A 16,674-nucleotide genomic window follows, 5' to 3' on the forward strand; every position below is an offset into this window, starting at 1 on the left:
GTTGCCACCCGCCGATGGGCGGCAACGTTTTCAGACGATTATTTCAGGCAGCTGGAGCACTGGCCGGCCTGGATCTTCTGGAAGAAGTCATTGCCTTTGTCGTCCACCAGGATGAACGCCGGGAAGTCTTCCACTTCGATTTTCCAGATCGCTTCCATCCCCAGTTCAGGGTATTCCACGCATTCCAGGCTCTTGATGCTCTGCTGCGCCAGCACCGCCGCCGGGCCGCCGATGCTGCCGAGGTAGAACCCGCCGTGCTTGTTGCAGGCGTCGGTCACCTGTTGGCTGCGGTTGCCCTTCGCCAGCATGATCATGCTGCCGCCGTGCGACTGCAGCAGATCGACATAGGAGTCCATGCGCCCCGCGGTAGTCGGGCCCAGCGAGCCGGAAGCATAGCCTTCCGGGGTCTTGGCCGGGCCGGCGTAGTAGATCGGGTGATCCTTGACGTACTGCGGCAGCCCTTCGCCGCGATCCAGACGCTCTTTCAGCTTGGCGTGCGCGATATCGCGGCCGACGATAATGATGCCGCTCAGCGACAGACGGGTGGATACCGGATACTGCGACAGTTGCTTGAGGATATCGCTCATCGGACGGTTGAGGTCGATCTTGATCGCCTCGCCCTCCCCGGCCTGGCGCAGCTCCTGGGGAATGAATTTGCCCGGGTTGTGTTCCAGTTTCTCCAGCCAGATGCCTTCGCGGTTGATCTTGCCTTTGATATTGCGGTCGGCCGAACAGGAGACCCCCATGCCCACCGGGCAAGAGGCGCCGTGACGCGGCAGGCGCACGACGCGAATGTCATGCGCGAAGTATTTGCCGCCGAACTGCGCGCCCAGCCCCAGGTTCTGCGCTTCTTTCAGCAGCTCGGCTTCCAGCGCCACATCGCGGAACGCCTGACCGTGCTCGTTGCCTTCGGTCGGCAGGCCGTCGTAATACTTGGTGGAGGCCAGCTTGACGGTTTTCAGCGTCGATTCGGCCGAGGTGCCGCCAATGACAAAGGCCACGTGATACGGCGGACAGGCCGCGGTGCCCAGGGTGCGCATTTTGTCGACCAGATAGTCCTTCAGCTTGCCCGGCGAAAGCAACGCCTTGGTTTCCTGATACAGGTAGGTCTTGTTGGCCGAGCCGCCACCCTTGGCGATGCACAGGAATTTATATTCTTCGCCATCCACGCTGTAGAGGTCGATCTGCGCCGGCAGGTTGCTGCCGGTATTCACCTCTTTGTACATGTCCAGCGCGGCGTTTTGCGAATAGCGCAGGTTGTCTTCGATATAGGTGTTGTACACCCCGCGCGACAGCGCCGCTTCATCACCGCCGCCGGTCCAGACCCGCTGGCCCTTCTTGCCGACGATGATCGCCGTGCCGGTGTCCTGGCAGGTCGGTAAAATACCCTTGGCAGCGATTTCTGAGTTACGCAGAAATTGCAGCGCAACGTACTTGTCGTTTTCGCTGGCGTCCGGATCCTTAAGAATATCGGCCACCTGCTGTTGGTGCGCCGGGCGCAGCATAAATGAGGCGTCATGGAAAGCGTGCTGGGCGAGCAGGGTCAGCGCCTGCGGGGCGACCTTCAGGATTTCCTGGCCTTCAAACTCGCTCACGGAAACGTGATCGCGGCTCAGCAGGTAGTATTCGGTATCGTCTTTCTTCAGTGGGAACGGATCTTGATAATGGAACGGTTTATTCGACATTGATCTCTCACTTGCAACATCAGCTGCGTTAAATTCACACTTGCGGCGCACTGCTCAGGCGCGCTCTGTCAAACAACTGCCCCACCTTACGGTTTTTTAATCAGTCAGTTATTGCGCCAAATCGCAAAATAACCGCTCTTTTCGTAAGGGAAAACGGGGCGACGTTTCAAACTTGTCCGGTGAGAACTGCGGGTACAGGCTCATCATGCACGCTTTATTATCCCGCAGTTAACACATTGATTACAATCCATCGACGACGATCGGCTTATCAATGCGCGAAAAAACCTGTCCGCACGTACCCCGCATCATTTGCGTCGGCGGCTTATTGCCAGCCGCTGCGTCATTGCTTAAGCTAGCCGCAATGAACAAACCAAGAATCCCCATTGCGCTGCAACAGGCGGTGATGCGTTGCCTGCGGGACAAGCTGCAGCTGGCCCGCCGGCATTTCTCCGTCGAATTCCCCGAGCCGAAAATCCTTTATCAGCAACGCGGCACCAGCGCGGGCACCGCCTGGCTGCAGGCCTGGGAAATTCACCTGAACCCAGTGTTGCTGATGGAAAACCAGCAGCCGTTTATCGACGAAGTGGTGCCGCATGAGCTGGCGCACCTGCTGGTGTTCCGCCAGTTTGGCCGGGTGCCGCCCCATGGCCGCGAATGGCGCTGGGTGATGGAAAGCGTGCTGCAGGTGCCCGCCAGCCGTACCCACCAGTTTGAAATCGCCTCGGTGCAGAGCAAAACCTTCCCCTATCGCTGCGGCTGCCAGCAGCACCAGCTCACCGTACGCCGCCATAACCGCATATTGCGCGGCGAGAGCGAGTACCGCTGCCGTCAGTGTGGCGAAAAGCTAAAATTTCTCGCTAACGAAAGCCTTTAACTTAACGATTTATCTGTTAAAACAAGCCAATATCGCCGTTTGCCACTGCCGATAACTTCCGTTACCCTGCCTGCTTTTCCAATTTCGAGCCGTTTTGGAATATGCTTCGCAAAATTTTGTTTATGGCGGTTTTCGCCGCAGGCGCCGTACAGGCGCACGGCATCAATAACTTCTCTCAGGCCAAGGCCGCGGCGGCCAAAATCAACCGGGACGCCCCCGGCAGCTTTTACTGCGGTTGCCGCATCGACTGGCAGGGTAAAAAGGGCGTCCCGGACCTCGCCGGCTGCGGCTACCAGCCGCGTAAAAACGCCCAGCGCGCGCAACGCATCGAATGGGAGCACGTGGTGCCGGCCTGGCAGTTCGGCCACCAGTTGCAATGCTGGCAACAGGGCGGCCGCAAGAACTGCAATAAAGACGCCGACTACCGCCGTATAGAGACCGATCTGCATAACCTGCAGCCGGCGATCGGCGAAGTGAACGGCGACCGCAACAACTTTATGTACGGCCAGTGGCGAGGCGGCGAAGGCCAGTATGGCCAATGCCCGATGAAGGTAGATTTCAAGAACAAGCAAGCGGAACCGCCGGCCCGCGCACGCGGCGCCATTGCCCGCACCTATTTCTACATGCGCGACCGCTATCAGCTGCGCCTTTCGCGCCAGCAGACCCAGCTGTTCGAGGTGTGGAACCGCCAGTATCCGGCCAGCCAGTGGGAATGTCAGCGCGAAGCACGTATCGCCAAGGTTCAGGGCAGCCATAACCCCTATATTCAACGGGCTTGCCAGCAACGAAAAGGCTAACCTACTATATACCCGTCGCCTTTCAAGCCGCAGCGTTGTTACCTGCACTCGCTCACCCCAGGAGCTTACTTAAGTAAGCTCCTGGGGTGAGCGAGCTGGGCGCCTTGCTGCAACTCGAAATTCATAGGGTATAGCCTCTCTCTATCAAGCTGCCTACCCCTTTAGTCAGGATCGAATATTCACATGCGCATACCCCGCATTTACCACCCGCAACCGCTGACCGACCATGCGGAAATCGCCCTGAGCGAAGACGCCGCCAACCACGTTGGGCGCGTGCTGCGCATGAGCGCCGGCCAGGCGTTGGAGCTGTTCGACGGCAGCAATCAGGCGTTTGACGCCGAGATAGTCCGGGTGGACAAGAAAAACGTTCAGGTGCGCCTCGGCGCCGGCCGGGTGGAGAACCAGGAATCTCCGCTTAACCTGCACCTGGGCCAGGTGATTTCACGCGGTGAAAAGATGGAGTTCACCATCCAGAAATCCATCGAACTGGGCGTCAACGTCATCACGCCGCTGTTTTCCGAACGCTGCGGCGTAAAACTGGACGGCGAGCGCCTGGCGAAAAAAATTCAACAGTGGCAGAAAATTGCCATCGCCGCTTGCGAACAGTGCGGCCGCAACCGCATCCCGGAAATCCGCGAGGCGATGCAGCTGGAGGCCTGGTGCGCCGAACAGGACGGCAGCCTGAAGCTCAATTTGCACCCGCGCGCCAGCCACAGCATCAACACCCTGCCACTGCCGGTGGAAAGCGTGCGCCTGCTGATCGGCCCTGAAGGCGGTTTATCCGCCGACGAAATTGCGATGACCACAGGCTACGGATTTACTGATATCCTGCTGGGGCCACGCGTTCTGCGTACAGAAACCACAGCGCTCACCGCAATTACCGCTCTGCAGGTACGTTTCGGCGATCTGGGTTAAAGGAGAAAAGATGATTAAGCTCGGCATCGTGATGGACCCTATCTCTTCCATCAACATCAAGAAAGACACCAGCTTCGCCATGCTGCTCGAAGCGCAGCGCCGTGGCTGGGAATTGCACTATATGGAGATGAACGATCTCTATCTGCACGCCGGTGACGGCCGCGCCCGCACCCGCCTGCTGAGCGTCAAAGAAGACAAGGAAAGCTGGTTCAGCTTCGGCGCCGAGCAAGATCTGGCGCTGCAGGATCTGGACGTGATCCTGATGCGCAAGGATCCGCCGTTCGATACCGAATACATCTACGCGACCTATATTTTGGAACGCGCAGAGGTCAAGGGCACGCTGGTGGTCAACAAGCCGCAGAGCCTGCGCGACTGCAACGAGAAGCTGTTCACCGCCTGGTTCCCTGAACTGACGCCGGATACCCTGGTCAGCCGCAGCGCCGCACATATCCGTAAGTTTCATCAGCAGCACGGCGATATCATTCTCAAGCCGCTGGACGGCATGGGCGGTGCGTCGATCTTCCGCGTGAAGCAAGACGATCCCAACCTGTCGGTTATCATCGAAACCCTGACCGAACACGGCAGCCGCTTCTGCATGGCGCAAAACTTCCTGCCGGCGATCAAGGAAGGCGACAAACGCATCCTGGTGGTCGATGGCGAACCTGTGCCTTACTGCCTGGCGCGCATCCCCGCTCAGGGCGAAACCCGCGGTAACCTGGCGGCCGGCGGCCGCGGCGAAGCGCGCCCGCTGAGTGAAAGCGATTGGAAAATCGCCCGCGCGGTGGCCCCGACGCTGAAAGAGAAAGGGCTGATCTTCGTCGGCCTGGACGTGATCGGCGATCGCCTGACCGAGATCAACGTCACCAGCCCAACCTGTGCGCGCGAGATCGAAGCGGCCTTCCCGGTATCCATCACCGGCATGCTGATGGACGCGATCGAAAAGCGTCTGGCCGCGAAGTAATCCGCACTGCGGGCGGGCGCTACCGCCCGCAAACCCGGCCTTTTGCGCGGCGGTTGTTGACTCGCGTCAAGCCAACCGCAGCTTGAAAGGTTACGGGTATGGCCGCATACTGGCGGCTGTTTAACTTTTCACCCATTGACTACCTTAAATAACGCCATGAATTTACAGCACCATTTTCTGATTGCCATGCCATCACTTCAGGACCCTCGCTTTAAGCGCTCGGTGATTTACGTCTGCGAGCACAATGAAGAAGGCGCCATGGGGCTGGTGATCAATAAACCGGTGGAGCAGTTCACGGTGGCGACGGTGCTGAGCAAACTGAAGATCATGCCGCCGGCGCGCGATCCGGCCATTAGCCTGGATAAACCGGTATTTGCCGGCGGGCCGCTGGCAGACGACCGCGGTTTTATCCTGCATACCCCGCGCAAGGGGTTCGGTTCCAGCATTCAGATTTCGCCGCACACCATGATCACCACCTCGAAAGACGTGCTGGAAACGCTGGGCACCCCGGAGCAGCCGGACGACGTGCTGGTGGCGCTGGGTTACGCCGGTTGGGAAAAAGGCCAGCTGGAGCAAGAGGTGCTGGAAAATGCCTGGCTGACCATCGAGGCCGACACCGACATTCTGTTTCATACGCCTATCGCCAGCCGCTGGCGCGAGGCGGCTAACCGCCTGGGCATCGATATCTGCAGCATCGCCAACCACGCAGGACACGCCTGATGAGCAACCGCACCATTATCGCCTTCGACTTCGGCACCAAAAGCATCGGCGCCGCTATCGGCCAGGAATTGACCGGCAGCGCCCGCGCGCTGGCAGCTTTCAAGGCGCAGGACGGTTCACCAGACTGGCAGAAAATCGAGAAGCTGCTGAAAGAGTGGCAGCCGGACCTGGTGGTGGTCGGCCTGCCGCTGAATATGGACGGCACCGAGCAGCCGGTTACCGGGCAGGCGCGCAAATTCGCCAACCGCCTGCATGGCCGCTTTGGCGTGCAGATTGCCTTGCATGACGAACGCCTGAGCACCGTAGAGGCCCGCGCCAACCTGTTCGACCGCGGCGGCTTCCGCGCACTGGACAAAGGCAGCGTAGACTCCGCTTCAGCGGTGGTGATCCTGGAAAGCTGGTTCGAAAAACAGCTCGGTTAATCCCCCCCTTCTCTCCCCAGCAAACCGGCGTCGATCCGCTGCTGCAACCCCTGTTCAAAGGTTTGCATGCCCGACTGCCCACCGGTTTGCAGCACGCTGGCGAGCTGGTGCGTTTTGCCTTCGCGGATCATGCTGCTGACCGCCGCCGTGGCCGTCAGCACTTCAAAAATCGCCAATCGGCCGCCCCCCGGGCGCCCCATCAGCCTTTGGGCTATCACCGCCTGCAGGCTGCCGGCCAGCTGGGCGCGCACATAGGGTTTATCTTCCGCCGGAAACACGTCCACCAGCCGCTCGATCGCCTGCGGCGCACTGCGGGTGTGCAGCGTCGCCAGCACCAGATGGCCGGTTTCCGCCGCGGTAAGCGCCAGGCGGATGGTCGCAGTATCGCGCAGCTCACCCAGCAGGATCACGTCCGGATCCTCCCGCAGGGCGGCGCGCAGCGCGCCATCAAAGCTGTGGCTGTCGCGGCCGATTTCACGCTGCTGGATCAGCGAGCGCCGGCTGTGATGAATAAACTCGATCGGATCTTCCAGCGTGAGAATATGCCGCCGCTGGTGCCGGTTGATCTCGTCGATCATCGCCGCCAGGGTGGTGGATTTGCCGCTGCCGGTAGCGCCGGTCACCAGGAGCAAGCCGTCTTCGCGCCGCAGCAGCGCCGGAACAATAGCCGGCGTTGCCAATGCCGCCAGCGTCGGGCAATCGCCGGCAATCCGCCGCAGCGCCAGAGATATGCCCCTGTTTTGCAGAAAAGCGTTTACGCGCAGCCGAACGCCGCCCGGCCGCTGCAGCGCTAAATCTGTCTGCCCCTGCCGCTGCAGCTCCCGGCGCTGAGCTGGCGTCAACAACGCATCACACAGCGCCAGCATGCGCTCCGGGGTCAGGTTTTCCGCCCCTTCCGCCGGCCGCAGTTCACCGTCAATGCGCAACATCGGCTGATGACCGGCACAAAGGTGCAGATCGGAAGCATTATGCTTTACACTAAGGGCCACGAATTCATCGATATCCATATCAATCTCCTGGGTCAATAATGAGCACTATCCAACAGAACCTGCAGGATGTCAGAAAGCGCATCGCGTCGGCCGCTCAAGACTGCGGGCGTGCGCCAGAAAAAGTTGCCCTGCTTGCCGTCAGCAAGACCAAACCTGTGGCGGCGATCGCAGAAGCCATTGCCGCCGGGCAACGCGCGTTTGGTGAAAACTACGTGCAGGAAGGGGTAGACAAAATTCAGCATTTCGCCGCGTTGCCGCAGGGTGCCGCACTGGAATGGCACTTTATCGGCCCGCTGCAATCCAATAAGAGCCGCCTGGTGGCCGAGCATTTCGCCTGGTGCCACACGGTAGATCGGCTGCGCATCGCCCAACGGCTGAGCGATCGGCGCCCGGCAGAGATGGCGCCGCTTAACGTGCTGATCCAGATAAATATCAGTGACGAACAGAGCAAATCCGGCATTGCGCTGGATGAGCTGCCGGCGCTGGCCGAGGCGGTCGCCGCGTTGCCGCACCTGCGGCTGCGCGGGCTGATGGCCATTCCCGCGCCGGAAGAAGACTATCAGCGGCAGTTGGCGGTGTTCGGCCGCATGAACGACGCCTTCCTGGCGCTGCAACGGCGTTACCCGCACATCGATACGCTGTCGATGGGCATGACCGACGATATGGCGGCGGCTATCGCCGCAGGCAGCACCCTGGTGCGCATCGGCACCGCAATTTTTGGCGCCCGTGATTACTCACAGGCCTGATACAGACGAGGGATTTGATGCAACATCGCAAGATTACCTTTATTGGCGCCGGCAACATGGCGCGCGCTATCATCGCCGGCCTGGTGGCGGGCGGTTATCCGGCCGGCTCCATCAGCGTTTGCGCGCCTTCGCCTAAAAACCGGGACGCGCTGGCGGCGGACTACGGCATCGTCAGCAGCGGCGACAACGTCGCCTGCGCGCGCGAAGCCGAGGTAGTGGTGCTGGCGGTAAAACCGCAGATGATGGCGGACGTCTGCCAGCCGCTGCGCGAGCAGGTCGATTTCAGCGGCAAGCTGGTGTTGTCGATCGCCGCCGGTATTCAGGTGAGCCGTTTTTATCAGCTGCTGGGCGACAGGCTGAACCTGGTGCGCATCATGCCCAATACCCCGTCGCTGGTCGGCAAAGGCATGAGCGGCCTGTATGCGCCGCCGCAGGTCAGCCAGCAGGATCGCGACTATACCGGCGATCTGATGAGCTCGGTCGGCAAAGTCTGCTGGGTGAATGACGAAGGCGGCATCAACGGCGTAATCGCGGCGGCGGGCAGCGCGCCGGCCTATTTCTTCTTGTTTATGGAAGCGATGCAAAAAGAAGCCGAACGTATGGGCTTCGACAGCCAAACGGCGCGCAGTCTGGTGCAGCAGGCCGCCTCCGGCGCCGCCGCGCTGGTCGAAGCCAACCCGGACACGCCATTGTCCACCCTGCGCGAGCAGGTGACCTCCAAAGGCGGCACCACCGCCGAAGCGCTGCGGGTATTTAACGAGCAGCAGCTGCCGCAGACCGTAGCCAACGCCATGCAGGCGGCGGTTTCCCGCGCGCAGGAAATGGAAAAATCATTTTAAATAACCGAGAGTTAAGGAGAAGGACGACTTCATGCTAACGCTGACTTTTTTGGTCAAGACCGTTATTGATCTGTACGTGATGGTGCTGTTGCTACGCATTTGGATGCAGTGGACCCGTACCGACTTTTACAACCCGTTCTCACAGTTCGTGGTGAAGATCACCCAGCCGGTGGTCGGCCCGCTGCGTCGCATCATTCCGTCGTTGGGGCCGATCGACAGCGCCTCGCTGCTGCTGGCGTTCCTGCTGATGACCATCAAGTACCCGCTGCTGCTGCTGATCCAAGGCGGCGCGATGTCACTTAGCCCGTATAATCTGCTGTTCGGCCTGATCTCGCTGGTCAAGTCCGCCGGTTACCTGATCTTCTGGGTGATGATTATCCGCGCACTGATGAGCTGGATCAGCCAGGGCCGCAGCCCGATCGATTACGTGATGTATCAGCTGACCGAACCCTTGATGGCGCCGATCCGCCGCATTCTGCCGGCGATGGGCGGCATCGATTTTTCCGCCATGGTGGTGATCCTGATCCTCTATCTGATCAACTACCTGGGCATGGATCTGTTCGGCGAGATCTGGTTCCTGCTGTGAGTGCCGTCACCCCCGTGCTGGACGGGCTGGCGATCAGGCTATATATTCAGCCGAAAGCCAGCCGCGACCAGATTGTCGGTTTGCATGGCGACGAACTTAAAGTCGCCATTACCGCCCCGCCGGTCGACGGCCAGGCCAACGCTCATCTGATCAAGTTTATCGCCAAGCAGTTCAGGGTGGCGAAAAGCAATGTCACCATCGAGAAAGGCGAACTGGGGCGGCATAAACAGTTACGCATCGTTAATCCGCAACAGATCCCCGCCGTGGTCGCGGCGCTTATAGAATAAAATTCAAGGTAGTCACTATGCAAAAAGTCGTTCTTGCCACCGGTAACCCGGGTAAAGTGCGCGAGCTCGCCGACCTGCTGGCCGATTTCGGCCTGGACGTGGTCGCACAAACCGAACTGGGCGTGGATTCCGCCGAAGAAACCGGCCTGACCTTTATCGAAAACGCTATCCTCAAGGCCCGCCACGCGGCGCACATCACCGGCCTGCCGGCGATCGCCGACGACTCCGGCCTGGCGGTGGACGCGCTGGGCGGCGCACCGGGCATTTACTCCGCGCGCTACGCCGGCGTCGACGCGTCGGACCAGCAGAACCTCGATAAACTGCTGGTGGCGCTGAAAGACGTGCCGCAGGGCAGCCGCGGCGCGCAGTTCCACTGCGTGCTGGTGTATATGCGCCACGCGGAAGACCCGACGCCGCTGGTATTCCACGGCAGCTGGGCCGGCGAAATAGCCTTCCGATCCGCCGGCGAAGGCGGCTTCGGTTATGATCCTATCTTCTACGTGCCGGAACTGGGCCGCAGCGCCGCCGAGCTGAGCCGCGACGAGAAAAGCGCGGTGTCGCACCGCGGCAAGGCGCTGAAGCTGATGCTGGAAGCCATGCGCAATGCTTAAGCTGCCTCCGCTGAGTTTGTACATCCATATCCCGTGGTGCGTGCAAAAATGCCCGTACTGCGACTTCAACTCGCATGCGTTGAAGGGCGAGGTGCCGCATCAGGAGTACGTCGATCACCTGTTGGCCGATCTGGATGCCGATCTGCCGCTGGCCGGCGGCCGGGAAATCAGCACGATCTTTATCGGCGGCGGTACCCCCAGCCTGCTGAGCGCCGAAGCGATGCAGGCGTTGCTGGACGGCGTGCGTGCGCGCATCCGCGTCGCCGACGACGCCGAAATCACCATGGAAGCCAACCCCGGCACCGTGGAGGCCGATCGCTTCAGCGGCTACCAGCGGGCCGGTGTGAACCGCATTTCAATCGGGGTGCAAAGCTTCAGCGCCGAGAAGTTAACCCGCCTGGGGCGCATTCACGGCCCGGAAGAGGCCAAACGTGCGGCGCTGCTGGCCACCGGCCTGGGCCTGCGCAGCTTTAACCTCGATCTGATGCACGGGCTGCCGGACCAGTCTTTGGAAGAGGCGCTGGACGATCTGCGCCAGGCAATCGCCCTCAACCCACCGCATTTGTCATGGTACCAGCTGACCATCGAGCCGAACACCCTGTTCAGTTCGCGCCCGCCGGTGCTGCCGGACGACGACGCCCTGTGGGACATCTTCGAACGCGGCCACCAGCTGTTGAGCGCCGCCGGCTACCAGCAGTATGAGACGTCGGCCTACGCCAAGCCGGGTTATCAGTGCCAACACAACCTCAACTACTGGCGCTTCGGCGACTACCTGGGGATTGGCTGCGGCGCGCACGGCAAGCTGACCTTCAGCGACGGCCGCATCCTGCGCACGGCGAAAACCAAGCATCCGCGCGGCTTTATGCAAGGCAAGTATCTGGACAAGCAGCATGAGGTGACTAACGCAGATCGGCCGTTCGAGTTCTTCATGAACCGCTTCCGCCTGCTGGAGGCCGCACCGCGCGCCGACTTCGTCAACTACACCGGGCTGGCGGAAAGCGACATCCGCGCCCAATTGGACGAAGCGCTGGAAAAAGGTTATCTGGCAGAGACGCCGGAACACTGGCAAATAACCGAGAAAGGCAAACTGTTCCTTAACTCGCTGCTGGAGCTGTTCCTGGCGGACGAATAAAAAAAAGCGCTGAATAATCAGCGCTTTTTTATTGGTTTAATCCGGGTAAAACGCCTGAGAAAGTACCTGCTGGGTATCCCAAATACCATTTTCCGGGTAAACATCCAGTCCAGTCTCCGATGTAGCAAGCGCAACCGCTTTTGACCAAACCACATCGAGCCAATCCGCATCACCGAGTTTACCTTTTAAGCTGGGTGATTCTTTTAAGCTGTAAAGCACCTCTTTACGTTGCGCCTTTATCGTTCTTTCCCAGCTTGTGCCACGCCGAGCCGGCTGATATTTCCATTTCAACAGATGTGCTATCAGCACTGTCATACGGCTAGCAAGTTCCCTTTGCTCGCTCTTTCCCACGTCCTCAATCTCCTCGGCGATCTTTTCAACATCGATCTCAGACAATTTTCCGGAGCGCAAAAGAGCTGCCTGTTCATTTGCCCAGGCGACAACATCAGTTTCGTAGCGAGTATGGCTCATAGCGTTCTCCGTAAACACCCATGAATCTGTACGTAGTTTAACCAGTTTGTCAGATTGCCGTCAGCAGGTCAAAAAACACGCTGCCGGCAAGGCTTCACGTTACTTCAACGCGTTAAGCAGATCTTTACGCTGGGTTTCCAGCCCGGTGACGCGGTTGCACACGTCGCGGCCGAAGTTCTGGAAATCCTGCTCCTGGTTATTCCATTCGTTCTGGATCGCCTTCTGCAGGCCGCCGAGGTTGCCCATAATCGCCTGCAGCGGATTGCCGCCGCTGTTAACCGCCTGCTTGACGCCCATCTCGTTCAGGCTGTCCTGCAGCACGCCGCCCATGCTCTGCTGCACGATGTTGCGGCCGTCCTGCTCAACCTGATCGATAGCCTTGTGGTGGAAGGTCAGGCCGTCGCTGCGGTGTTCGATAATGCGGTTCATCTGCTGCTTGAGCTGGCCGTTCAGGGTCGTCAGGCGATTGCGCACGTTGCTGTCGCTGCCCAGCTCCTTGACGATCACCTTGTCCAGCGCCACCCGGGCTTTCTCCAGGTGTTGCTGGGCGCCGTTGTCGATCCACGGCAGCTCTTTGCGCAGCGCGCTTTGGTAGCCGAAGGCTTTCTGGCGCTGGCCGTCGGTCAGGCTCAACGCCTGGCCGTTGCGGGTCACGTCGCCGTCCGGCGAAATTTGCAGGTTGCCGCTGGCGCCCGTCACCTGAACGCTCTGCGGGCTGATAATCACGTCGTCCTGGGGTTTAACGCTGCACTGGTACTCGGCGTGGGCCTGCGAAGCAGTCAACAGCAGTAAGGCTAACCCGGTTTTCTTTAACATATCTTCTCCTGGCTCCCATCCATGTTGGGATTAAAAAATCGAACGGCTGATACGTTGAGACAACAGTTCCAGCGCCGCAGTTCCCGCCAGCGAGTTGCCGGAGGCATCCAGCTCCGGCGACCAGACGGCGATCGATAGCTCATCCGGCACGATGGCGACGATGCCGCCGCCCACCCCGGACTTGCCCGGCATCCCCACCCGATAGGCGAACTCCCCCGCGCCGTCGTACATGCCGCTGGTCATCATCAGCGCGTTGATCTGGCGGGCCTGCAGCGGGCTGATCACTTCCCGGCCGCCGAGGTCACGGCCGTGATTGGCCAGATAAACGAAGCCGCGCGCCAGTTCCACGCAGCTCATGCGCAGCGCGCAGTAGTGGAAATAGGTTTTCAGCACCGTGAGCACGTCGTTTTCGAAGTTGCCGAACGACTTCATCAGATAGGCGATGGCCGCATTGCGGTCGGAGTGTTCGAACTCGGAGCGCGCCACCCGCGCGTCGTAAGCCAAATCCTCTTCGCCGGTCAGCTGGCGCACCACTTCCAGCATCCGCTGTTTGGGGGCACTGAGCCGGGTTTGCAGCATGTCGCATACCACCAGCGCACCGGGGTTGATAAACGGGTTACGCGGCTTGCCCTGCTCCATTTCCAGCTGCAGCAGTGAGTTGAACGGCAGGCCGGAAGGCTCTTTGCCGACGCGCCGCCAAATTTCGTGCTCCTGATAGCGCGTCAGCGCCAGCGTCAGGCTCAGCACCTTGGAAATAGACTGGATGGAGAAGCGCTCCGCGGCATCGCCGGCCTGGAACATCTCGCCGTCCACGGTGCAAACGGCGATCGCCAGCCGATCGGCCGCCACTTCCGCCAGCGCCGGTATATAGTCCGCTACCTTGCCCTGGCCAATCAGCGGGCGCACCTGTTGCAGGATGTCATCCAGCAACGCGTTATCCAATGTTGTTACCACCGCGGTCACACTCCGGCTTTCCCTTCATCTTTCAAGCCGCAGCGTCGTTGGCTGCGCTTGCGCATCCCGGTCGCTTACCTGAGCAAGCTTCCGGGGACTCGCATACTTGCCGCCTGGCCGCCACTTGAAATCTATCGGGCATAAAACAAAGGTGCCGTAAAGGCACCTTGAATCAATAGATTCGGCGCGATACCTGCCCGCGCCTATCAGGCAGGAAAATCAGTCCCACCAGATATCGAACAGGTCGCTGACCTTCACTTCGGTCAGTTTGCGCGCTTCCAGCCAGTTTTTCACCAGCTCGCGGTGCGCGTCTGTGCAGTGGCCGATCTTCTGCAGGCAGATCAATCCTTCCCACTGCAGGTAGCCGCTGCCGTCAAACGCCAGGCCGTTCGGTTCGATCACTTCGTCGATAAACGCGTCCAGCGTGCTGTCGATATCCTCAACCGCGGTGCCTTCGGCAAAGCGCCAGGCGACGGAGAAACCCAGTTCCTGAAACTCTTCAATGTGTAACTTCTTGCGTAGACGACGACTGCGGTTCTTAGCCATTATTCTTTCCTCTCAAACATCAAGTCCCAAACGCCATGTCCCAGGCGCTGGCCGCGTAATTCAAATTTTGTCAATGGGCGTGAATCCGGGCGCGGCACATAATCATTATCGCTGGAAAGATTACGGTAACCTGCGACCCCGTTCATAACCTCTAACATGTGTTCTGCATAAGGTTGCCAGTCGGTGGCCATATGGAACACGCCCCCCGCCTTCAGCTTGCGCAGCACCAGCTCAACGAACGGCGTCTGAACGATGCGGCGTTTGTTGTGGCGCGCTTTGTGCCAGGGATCGGGGAAGAACAGCTGCACCATATCCAGCGAGCCGTCCGGGATCATATTCTCCAGCACCTCGACCGCGTCGTGACACATCACGCGCAGGTTACTCAGCTTGGCTTCGTTGGCGTCGGCCAGGCAGGCGCCAACGCCCGGCGAATGCACTTCTATCCCCAAAAAATTCTGCTGCGGGTTATTGCCCGCCATGGTCACCAGCGAGGCGCCCATGCCAAAACCGATCTCCAGCACCGTTGGCGCTTCGCGCCCGAACAGTGCGGCGATGTCGACAGGTTCAGCCTGATACTCCACGCCCATCACCGGCCAATAGTTGTCCAGCGCGTGCTGCTGGCCTTTGGTCAGCCGCCCCTGGCGGCGAACAAAACTGCGGATACGGCGCATCGCGCGGCCGTTCTCATCAAATTCCGGGGAGATGACGTCATTAATCATAGTGCTTTCTGTCTGTTTGGCTGCCAATTAGGGAAACGCGCATTATGCAAAGATACATTGCTTTAGCAAGTGTTCATCTTAATACCTGCCGTGCGGCGTAGGAAAGTTCCGGTTTACAGCATCATGACTCTATGCTGCAATCTCGCTTCATTTTCTGCCGGATATCGAATCTGCTTATGCAAGCACAACAGTTCGCACAGGTGGTGCTTGACTGGTACCAGCGTTACGGCCGCAAAACCCTGCCGTGGCAGCTTGATAAAACCGCTTATCAAGTATGGCTCTCCGAGGTGATGTTGCAACAAACCCAGGTTGCCACCGTAATTCCTTATTTTCAGCGATTTATGGCACGTTTTCCCAACGTGCGCGCGCTGGCGGAGGCCCCGCTGGACGAAGTGCTGCATCTGTGGACCGGCCTGGGCTATTACGCCCGCGCCCGCAACCTGCACAAGGCGGCGCAGACCATTGTCGCACAGCACGGCGGCGAGTTCCCGACAACCTTTGAAGAAATCGCCGCCCTGCCCGGCATCGGCCGCTCCACCGCCGGCGCGGTGCTGTCGCTGGCGCTCGGCCAGCATTACCCGATCCTCGACGGCAACGTGAAGCGCGTGCTGGCCCGCTGCTACGCGGTGGAAGGCTGGCCGGGCAAAAAAGACGTCGAGAACCGGCTGTGGAAGATCAGCGAAGACGTCACCCCGGCGCAGGGCGTCGGCCCGTTCAACCAGGCGATGATGGATCTGGGCGCCATGGTATGCACCCGCTCCAAACCCAAGTGCGAGCTCTGCCCGCTCAACGTCGGCTGCATCGCCTACGCCAACCACAGCTGGGCCAAATACCCCGGCAAGAAGCCGAAGCAAACCCTGCCGGAAAAAACCGCCTACTTCTTGCTGCTGCAGCATGGCGATCGCGCGTGGCTGGAACAGCGGCCGGCGGTAGGCCTATGGGGCGGCCTGTTCTGCTTCCCGCAGTTCAGCGAACGCGAGGGTTTGGAACTCTGGCTGCAACAACGCGGTCTGAAAGGCCAGCACCTGGAACAGCTGACCGCATTTCGCCATACATTCAGCCATTTCCATCTCGACATCGTGCCGATGTGGCTGGAAATCAGCGCGGCGGGCGGCGCCATGGATGAGGGCGCCGGTCTCTGGTATAACTTAGCGCAGCCGCCGTCGGTCGGGCTGGCAGCGCCGGTTGATCGCCTGTTGCAACAGTTGGCGAAGCAGTCTCCACGCCAACAAAATTTATATGGCGATAACGCCATTGATGAGGAATTAGCATGAGCCGCACCATTTTTTGTACCTTCCTGCAGCGCGACGCCGAAGGGCAGGATTTCCAGCTTTATCCGGGCGACGTCGGCAAACGCATCTACAACGAAATCTCCAAAGAGGCCTGGAGTGAGTGGATGAAAAAGCAGACCATGCTGATCAACGAGAAAAAGTTGAACATGATGAACGTTGATGACCGCAAACTGCTGGAACAAGAGATGATCAAATTCCTGTTCGAAGGGCACGACGTGCACATCGAAGGCTATACGCCGCCCAGCGAATAACGTGGTTGGGGCCAGGCGCTGGCCCTCTTCAATACTCTTATAATTCTTCTCGTATACGGCT

Annotated in this window: 21 protein-coding genes; 14 read left to right on the forward strand and 7 right to left on the reverse strand. The window is 59.8% G+C overall.

The features are described 5' to 3' along the window. Nucleotides 1–38: 38 nt before the first annotated feature. Nucleotides 39–1,685, reverse strand: coding sequence for a class I fumarate hydratase FumA (gene fumA, locus KHA73_RS20175; RefSeq protein WP_234586272.1), 1,647 nt, complete (start codon nt 1,683–1,685; stop codon nt 39–41). A gap of 361 nt (nt 1,686–2,046) precedes the next feature. On the opposite strand from fumA, the gene KHA73_RS20180 reads away from it, so the two are divergent. From KHA73_RS20180 to ruvX, 6 genes are all read left to right on the forward strand, one after another. Next, a complete protein-coding gene (locus tag KHA73_RS20180) occupies nt 2,047–2,559 on the forward strand; it encodes a SprT family zinc-dependent metalloprotease (protein WP_234586273.1) in 513 nt (170 codons plus the stop codon). A gap of 101 nt (nt 2,560–2,660) precedes the next feature. Beyond that, complete coding sequence (gene endA, locus KHA73_RS20185; RefSeq protein WP_234586275.1) at nt 2,661–3,356, forward strand: deoxyribonuclease I; 696 nt, start codon at nt 2,661–2,663, stop codon at nt 3,354–3,356. 183 nt (nt 3,357–3,539) lie between these two features. Next, the gene (gene rsmE / locus KHA73_RS20190) at nt 3,540–4,271 is read left to right on the forward strand and encodes a 16S rRNA (uracil(1498)-N(3))-methyltransferase (RefSeq protein ID WP_234586277.1); all 732 of its coding nucleotides are present in this window, start codon (nt 3,540–3,542) and stop codon (nt 4,269–4,271) included. A 10-nt stretch (nt 4,272–4,281) separates the two neighbouring features. Beyond that, the gene (gshB, locus tag KHA73_RS20195) at nt 4,282–5,232 is read left to right on the forward strand and encodes a glutathione synthase (RefSeq protein ID WP_234586278.1); all 951 of its coding nucleotides are present in this window, start codon (nt 4,282–4,284) and stop codon (nt 5,230–5,232) included. A 156-nt stretch (nt 5,233–5,388) separates the two neighbouring features. Further along, the gene (locus KHA73_RS20200; protein ID WP_234586280.1) at nt 5,389–5,952 is read left to right on the forward strand and encodes a YqgE/AlgH family protein; all 564 of its coding nucleotides are present in this window, start codon (nt 5,389–5,391) and stop codon (nt 5,950–5,952) included. Continuing rightward, complete coding sequence (gene ruvX, locus KHA73_RS20205; protein ID WP_234586281.1) at nt 5,952–6,374, forward strand: Holliday junction resolvase RuvX; 423 nt, start codon at nt 5,952–5,954, stop codon at nt 6,372–6,374. Before KHA73_RS20200 ends, ruvX begins: the two co-directional genes overlap by 1 nt. Here the strand turns inward: ruvX and KHA73_RS20210 are convergent. Then, nucleotides 6,371–7,381 carry a type IV pilus twitching motility protein PilT gene (locus KHA73_RS20210; RefSeq protein ID WP_234586282.1) on the reverse strand — a complete coding sequence of 337 codons (1,011 nt, stop codon included), beginning with the start codon at nt 7,379–7,381 and terminating at the stop codon, nt 6,371–6,373. The two genes, ruvX and KHA73_RS20210, sit on opposite strands and share 4 nt — an antisense overlap. Nucleotides 7,382–7,401: 20 nt before the next feature. On the opposite strand from KHA73_RS20210, the gene KHA73_RS20215 reads away from it, so the two are divergent. From KHA73_RS20215 to hemW, 6 genes are read left to right on the forward strand one after another with little or no spacing between them, the layout of a single operon-like run. Further along, nucleotides 7,402–8,109 (forward strand): YggS family pyridoxal phosphate-dependent enzyme, encoded by a 708-nt coding sequence (locus KHA73_RS20215; RefSeq protein ID WP_234586283.1) that lies wholly within the window; start codon nt 7,402–7,404, stop codon nt 8,107–8,109. A gap of 17 nt (nt 8,110–8,126) precedes the next feature. After that, nucleotides 8,127–8,948 (forward strand): pyrroline-5-carboxylate reductase, encoded by an 822-nt coding sequence (gene proC / locus KHA73_RS20220; protein WP_234586284.1) that lies wholly within the window; start codon nt 8,127–8,129, stop codon nt 8,946–8,948. A gap of 31 nt (nt 8,949–8,979) precedes the next feature. After that, nucleotides 8,980–9,534, forward strand: a complete 555-nt coding sequence (locus KHA73_RS20225; protein ID WP_047729850.1) for a YggT family protein — start codon at nt 8,980–8,982, stop codon at nt 9,532–9,534. Next, nucleotides 9,531–9,821 (forward strand): DUF167 family protein YggU, encoded by a 291-nt coding sequence (yggU, locus tag KHA73_RS20230; RefSeq protein WP_061798572.1) that lies wholly within the window; start codon nt 9,531–9,533, stop codon nt 9,819–9,821. The genes KHA73_RS20225 and yggU overlap by 4 nt, the downstream gene beginning before the upstream one ends. Nucleotides 9,822–9,838: 17 nt before the next feature. After that, nucleotides 9,839–10,432, forward strand: coding sequence for an XTP/dITP diphosphatase (locus tag KHA73_RS20235; protein WP_234586285.1), 594 nt, complete (start codon nt 9,839–9,841; stop codon nt 10,430–10,432). Further along, the gene (gene hemW / locus KHA73_RS20240; protein WP_234586286.1) at nt 10,425–11,564 is read left to right on the forward strand and encodes a radical SAM family heme chaperone HemW; all 1,140 of its coding nucleotides are present in this window, start codon (nt 10,425–10,427) and stop codon (nt 11,562–11,564) included. The genes KHA73_RS20235 and hemW overlap by 8 nt, the downstream gene beginning before the upstream one ends. 36 nt (nt 11,565–11,600) lie before the next feature. On the opposite strand, the gene KHA73_RS20245 is transcribed toward hemW, so the two are convergent. The 5 genes from KHA73_RS20245 to trmB all read right to left on the reverse strand — a co-directional run bounded on the left by KHA73_RS20245 (nt 11,601) and on the right by trmB (nt 15,070). Then, the gene (locus KHA73_RS20245; RefSeq protein ID WP_234586287.1) at nt 11,601–12,035 is read right to left on the reverse strand and encodes a DUF29 domain-containing protein; all 435 of its coding nucleotides are present in this window, start codon (nt 12,033–12,035) and stop codon (nt 11,601–11,603) included. A gap of 99 nt (nt 12,036–12,134) precedes the next feature. Then, a complete protein-coding gene (locus KHA73_RS20250) occupies nt 12,135–12,851 on the reverse strand; it encodes a YggN family protein (RefSeq protein ID WP_234586288.1) in 717 nt (238 codons plus the stop codon). Nucleotides 12,852–12,881: 30 nt separating this feature from the next. Then, nucleotides 12,882–13,805, reverse strand: a complete 924-nt coding sequence (gene glsB, locus KHA73_RS20255) for a glutaminase B (protein WP_234591338.1) — start codon at nt 13,803–13,805, stop codon at nt 12,882–12,884. 219 nt (nt 13,806–14,024) lie between these two features. Continuing rightward, nucleotides 14,025–14,351, reverse strand: a complete 327-nt coding sequence (locus KHA73_RS20260; protein WP_234586289.1) for a YggL family protein — start codon at nt 14,349–14,351, stop codon at nt 14,025–14,027. Next, nucleotides 14,351–15,070, reverse strand: coding sequence for a tRNA (guanosine(46)-N7)-methyltransferase TrmB (trmB, locus tag KHA73_RS20265; protein ID WP_234586291.1), 720 nt, complete (start codon nt 15,068–15,070; stop codon nt 14,351–14,353). The genes KHA73_RS20260 and trmB overlap by 1 nt, the downstream gene beginning before the upstream one ends. 131 nt (nt 15,071–15,201) lie before the next feature. Here trmB and mutY point away from each other — a divergent pair, with 131 nt between their 5' ends. After that, a complete protein-coding gene (mutY, locus tag KHA73_RS20270) occupies nt 15,202–16,344 on the forward strand; it encodes an A/G-specific adenine glycosylase (RefSeq protein ID WP_234586292.1) in 1,143 nt (380 codons plus the stop codon). Then, nucleotides 16,341–16,613 carry an oxidative damage protection protein gene (locus KHA73_RS20275; protein ID WP_234586293.1) on the forward strand — a complete coding sequence of 91 codons (273 nt, stop codon included), beginning with the start codon at nt 16,341–16,343 and terminating at the stop codon, nt 16,611–16,613. Before mutY ends, KHA73_RS20275 begins: the two co-directional genes overlap by 4 nt. Nucleotides 16,614–16,674 lie beyond the last annotated feature (61 nt).

The sequence above is a fragment of the Serratia entomophila genome (assembly GCF_021462285.1).
Lineage (GTDB): Bacteria > Pseudomonadota > Gammaproteobacteria > Enterobacterales > Enterobacteriaceae > Serratia > Serratia entomophila.

Excerpts from the sequence above, each read along its gene's own strand:
- trmB (WP_234586291.1), bottom strand. The coding sequence starts at position 15,070 with ATGATTAATGACGTCATCTCCCCGGAATTTGATGAGAACGGCCGCGCG.
- KHA73_RS20180 (WP_234586273.1), top strand. The coding sequence starts at position 2,047 with ATGAACAAACCAAGAATCCCCATTGCGCTGCAACAGGCGGTGATGCGT.
- KHA73_RS20260 (WP_234586289.1), bottom strand. The coding sequence starts at position 14,351 with ATGGCTAAGAACCGCAGTCGTCGTCTACGCAAGAAGTTACACATTGAA.
- endA (WP_234586275.1), top strand. The coding sequence starts at position 2,661 with ATGCTTCGCAAAATTTTGTTTATGGCGGTTTTCGCCGCAGGCGCCGTA.
- proC (WP_234586284.1), top strand. The coding sequence starts at position 8,127 with ATGCAACATCGCAAGATTACCTTTATTGGCGCCGGCAACATGGCGCGC.
- mutY (WP_234586292.1), top strand. The coding sequence starts at position 15,202 with ATGCTGCAATCTCGCTTCATTTTCTGCCGGATATCGAATCTGCTTATG.
- KHA73_RS20235 (WP_234586285.1), top strand. The coding sequence starts at position 9,839 with ATGCAAAAAGTCGTTCTTGCCACCGGTAACCCGGGTAAAGTGCGCGAG.
- gshB (WP_234586278.1), top strand. The coding sequence starts at position 4,282 with ATGATTAAGCTCGGCATCGTGATGGACCCTATCTCTTCCATCAACATC.
- KHA73_RS20275 (WP_234586293.1), top strand. The coding sequence starts at position 16,341 with ATGAGCCGCACCATTTTTTGTACCTTCCTGCAGCGCGACGCCGAAGGG.
- ruvX (WP_234586281.1), top strand. The coding sequence starts at position 5,952 with ATGAGCAACCGCACCATTATCGCCTTCGACTTCGGCACCAAAAGCATC.
- KHA73_RS20225 (WP_047729850.1), top strand. The coding sequence starts at position 8,980 with ATGCTAACGCTGACTTTTTTGGTCAAGACCGTTATTGATCTGTACGTG.
- KHA73_RS20210 (WP_234586282.1), bottom strand. The coding sequence starts at position 7,381 with ATGGATATCGATGAATTCGTGGCCCTTAGTGTAAAGCATAATGCTTCC.
- KHA73_RS20215 (WP_234586283.1), top strand. The coding sequence starts at position 7,402 with ATGAGCACTATCCAACAGAACCTGCAGGATGTCAGAAAGCGCATCGCG.
- rsmE (WP_234586277.1), top strand. The coding sequence starts at position 3,540 with ATGCGCATACCCCGCATTTACCACCCGCAACCGCTGACCGACCATGCG.
- KHA73_RS20200 (WP_234586280.1), top strand. The coding sequence starts at position 5,389 with ATGAATTTACAGCACCATTTTCTGATTGCCATGCCATCACTTCAGGAC.
- fumA (WP_234586272.1), bottom strand. The coding sequence starts at position 1,685 with ATGTCGAATAAACCGTTCCATTATCAAGATCCGTTCCCACTGAAGAAA.
- KHA73_RS20250 (WP_234586288.1), bottom strand. The coding sequence starts at position 12,851 with ATGTTAAAGAAAACCGGGTTAGCCTTACTGCTGTTGACTGCTTCGCAG.
- KHA73_RS20245 (WP_234586287.1), bottom strand. The coding sequence starts at position 12,035 with ATGAGCCATACTCGCTACGAAACTGATGTTGTCGCCTGGGCAAATGAA.
- hemW (WP_234586286.1), top strand. The coding sequence starts at position 10,425 with ATGCTTAAGCTGCCTCCGCTGAGTTTGTACATCCATATCCCGTGGTGC.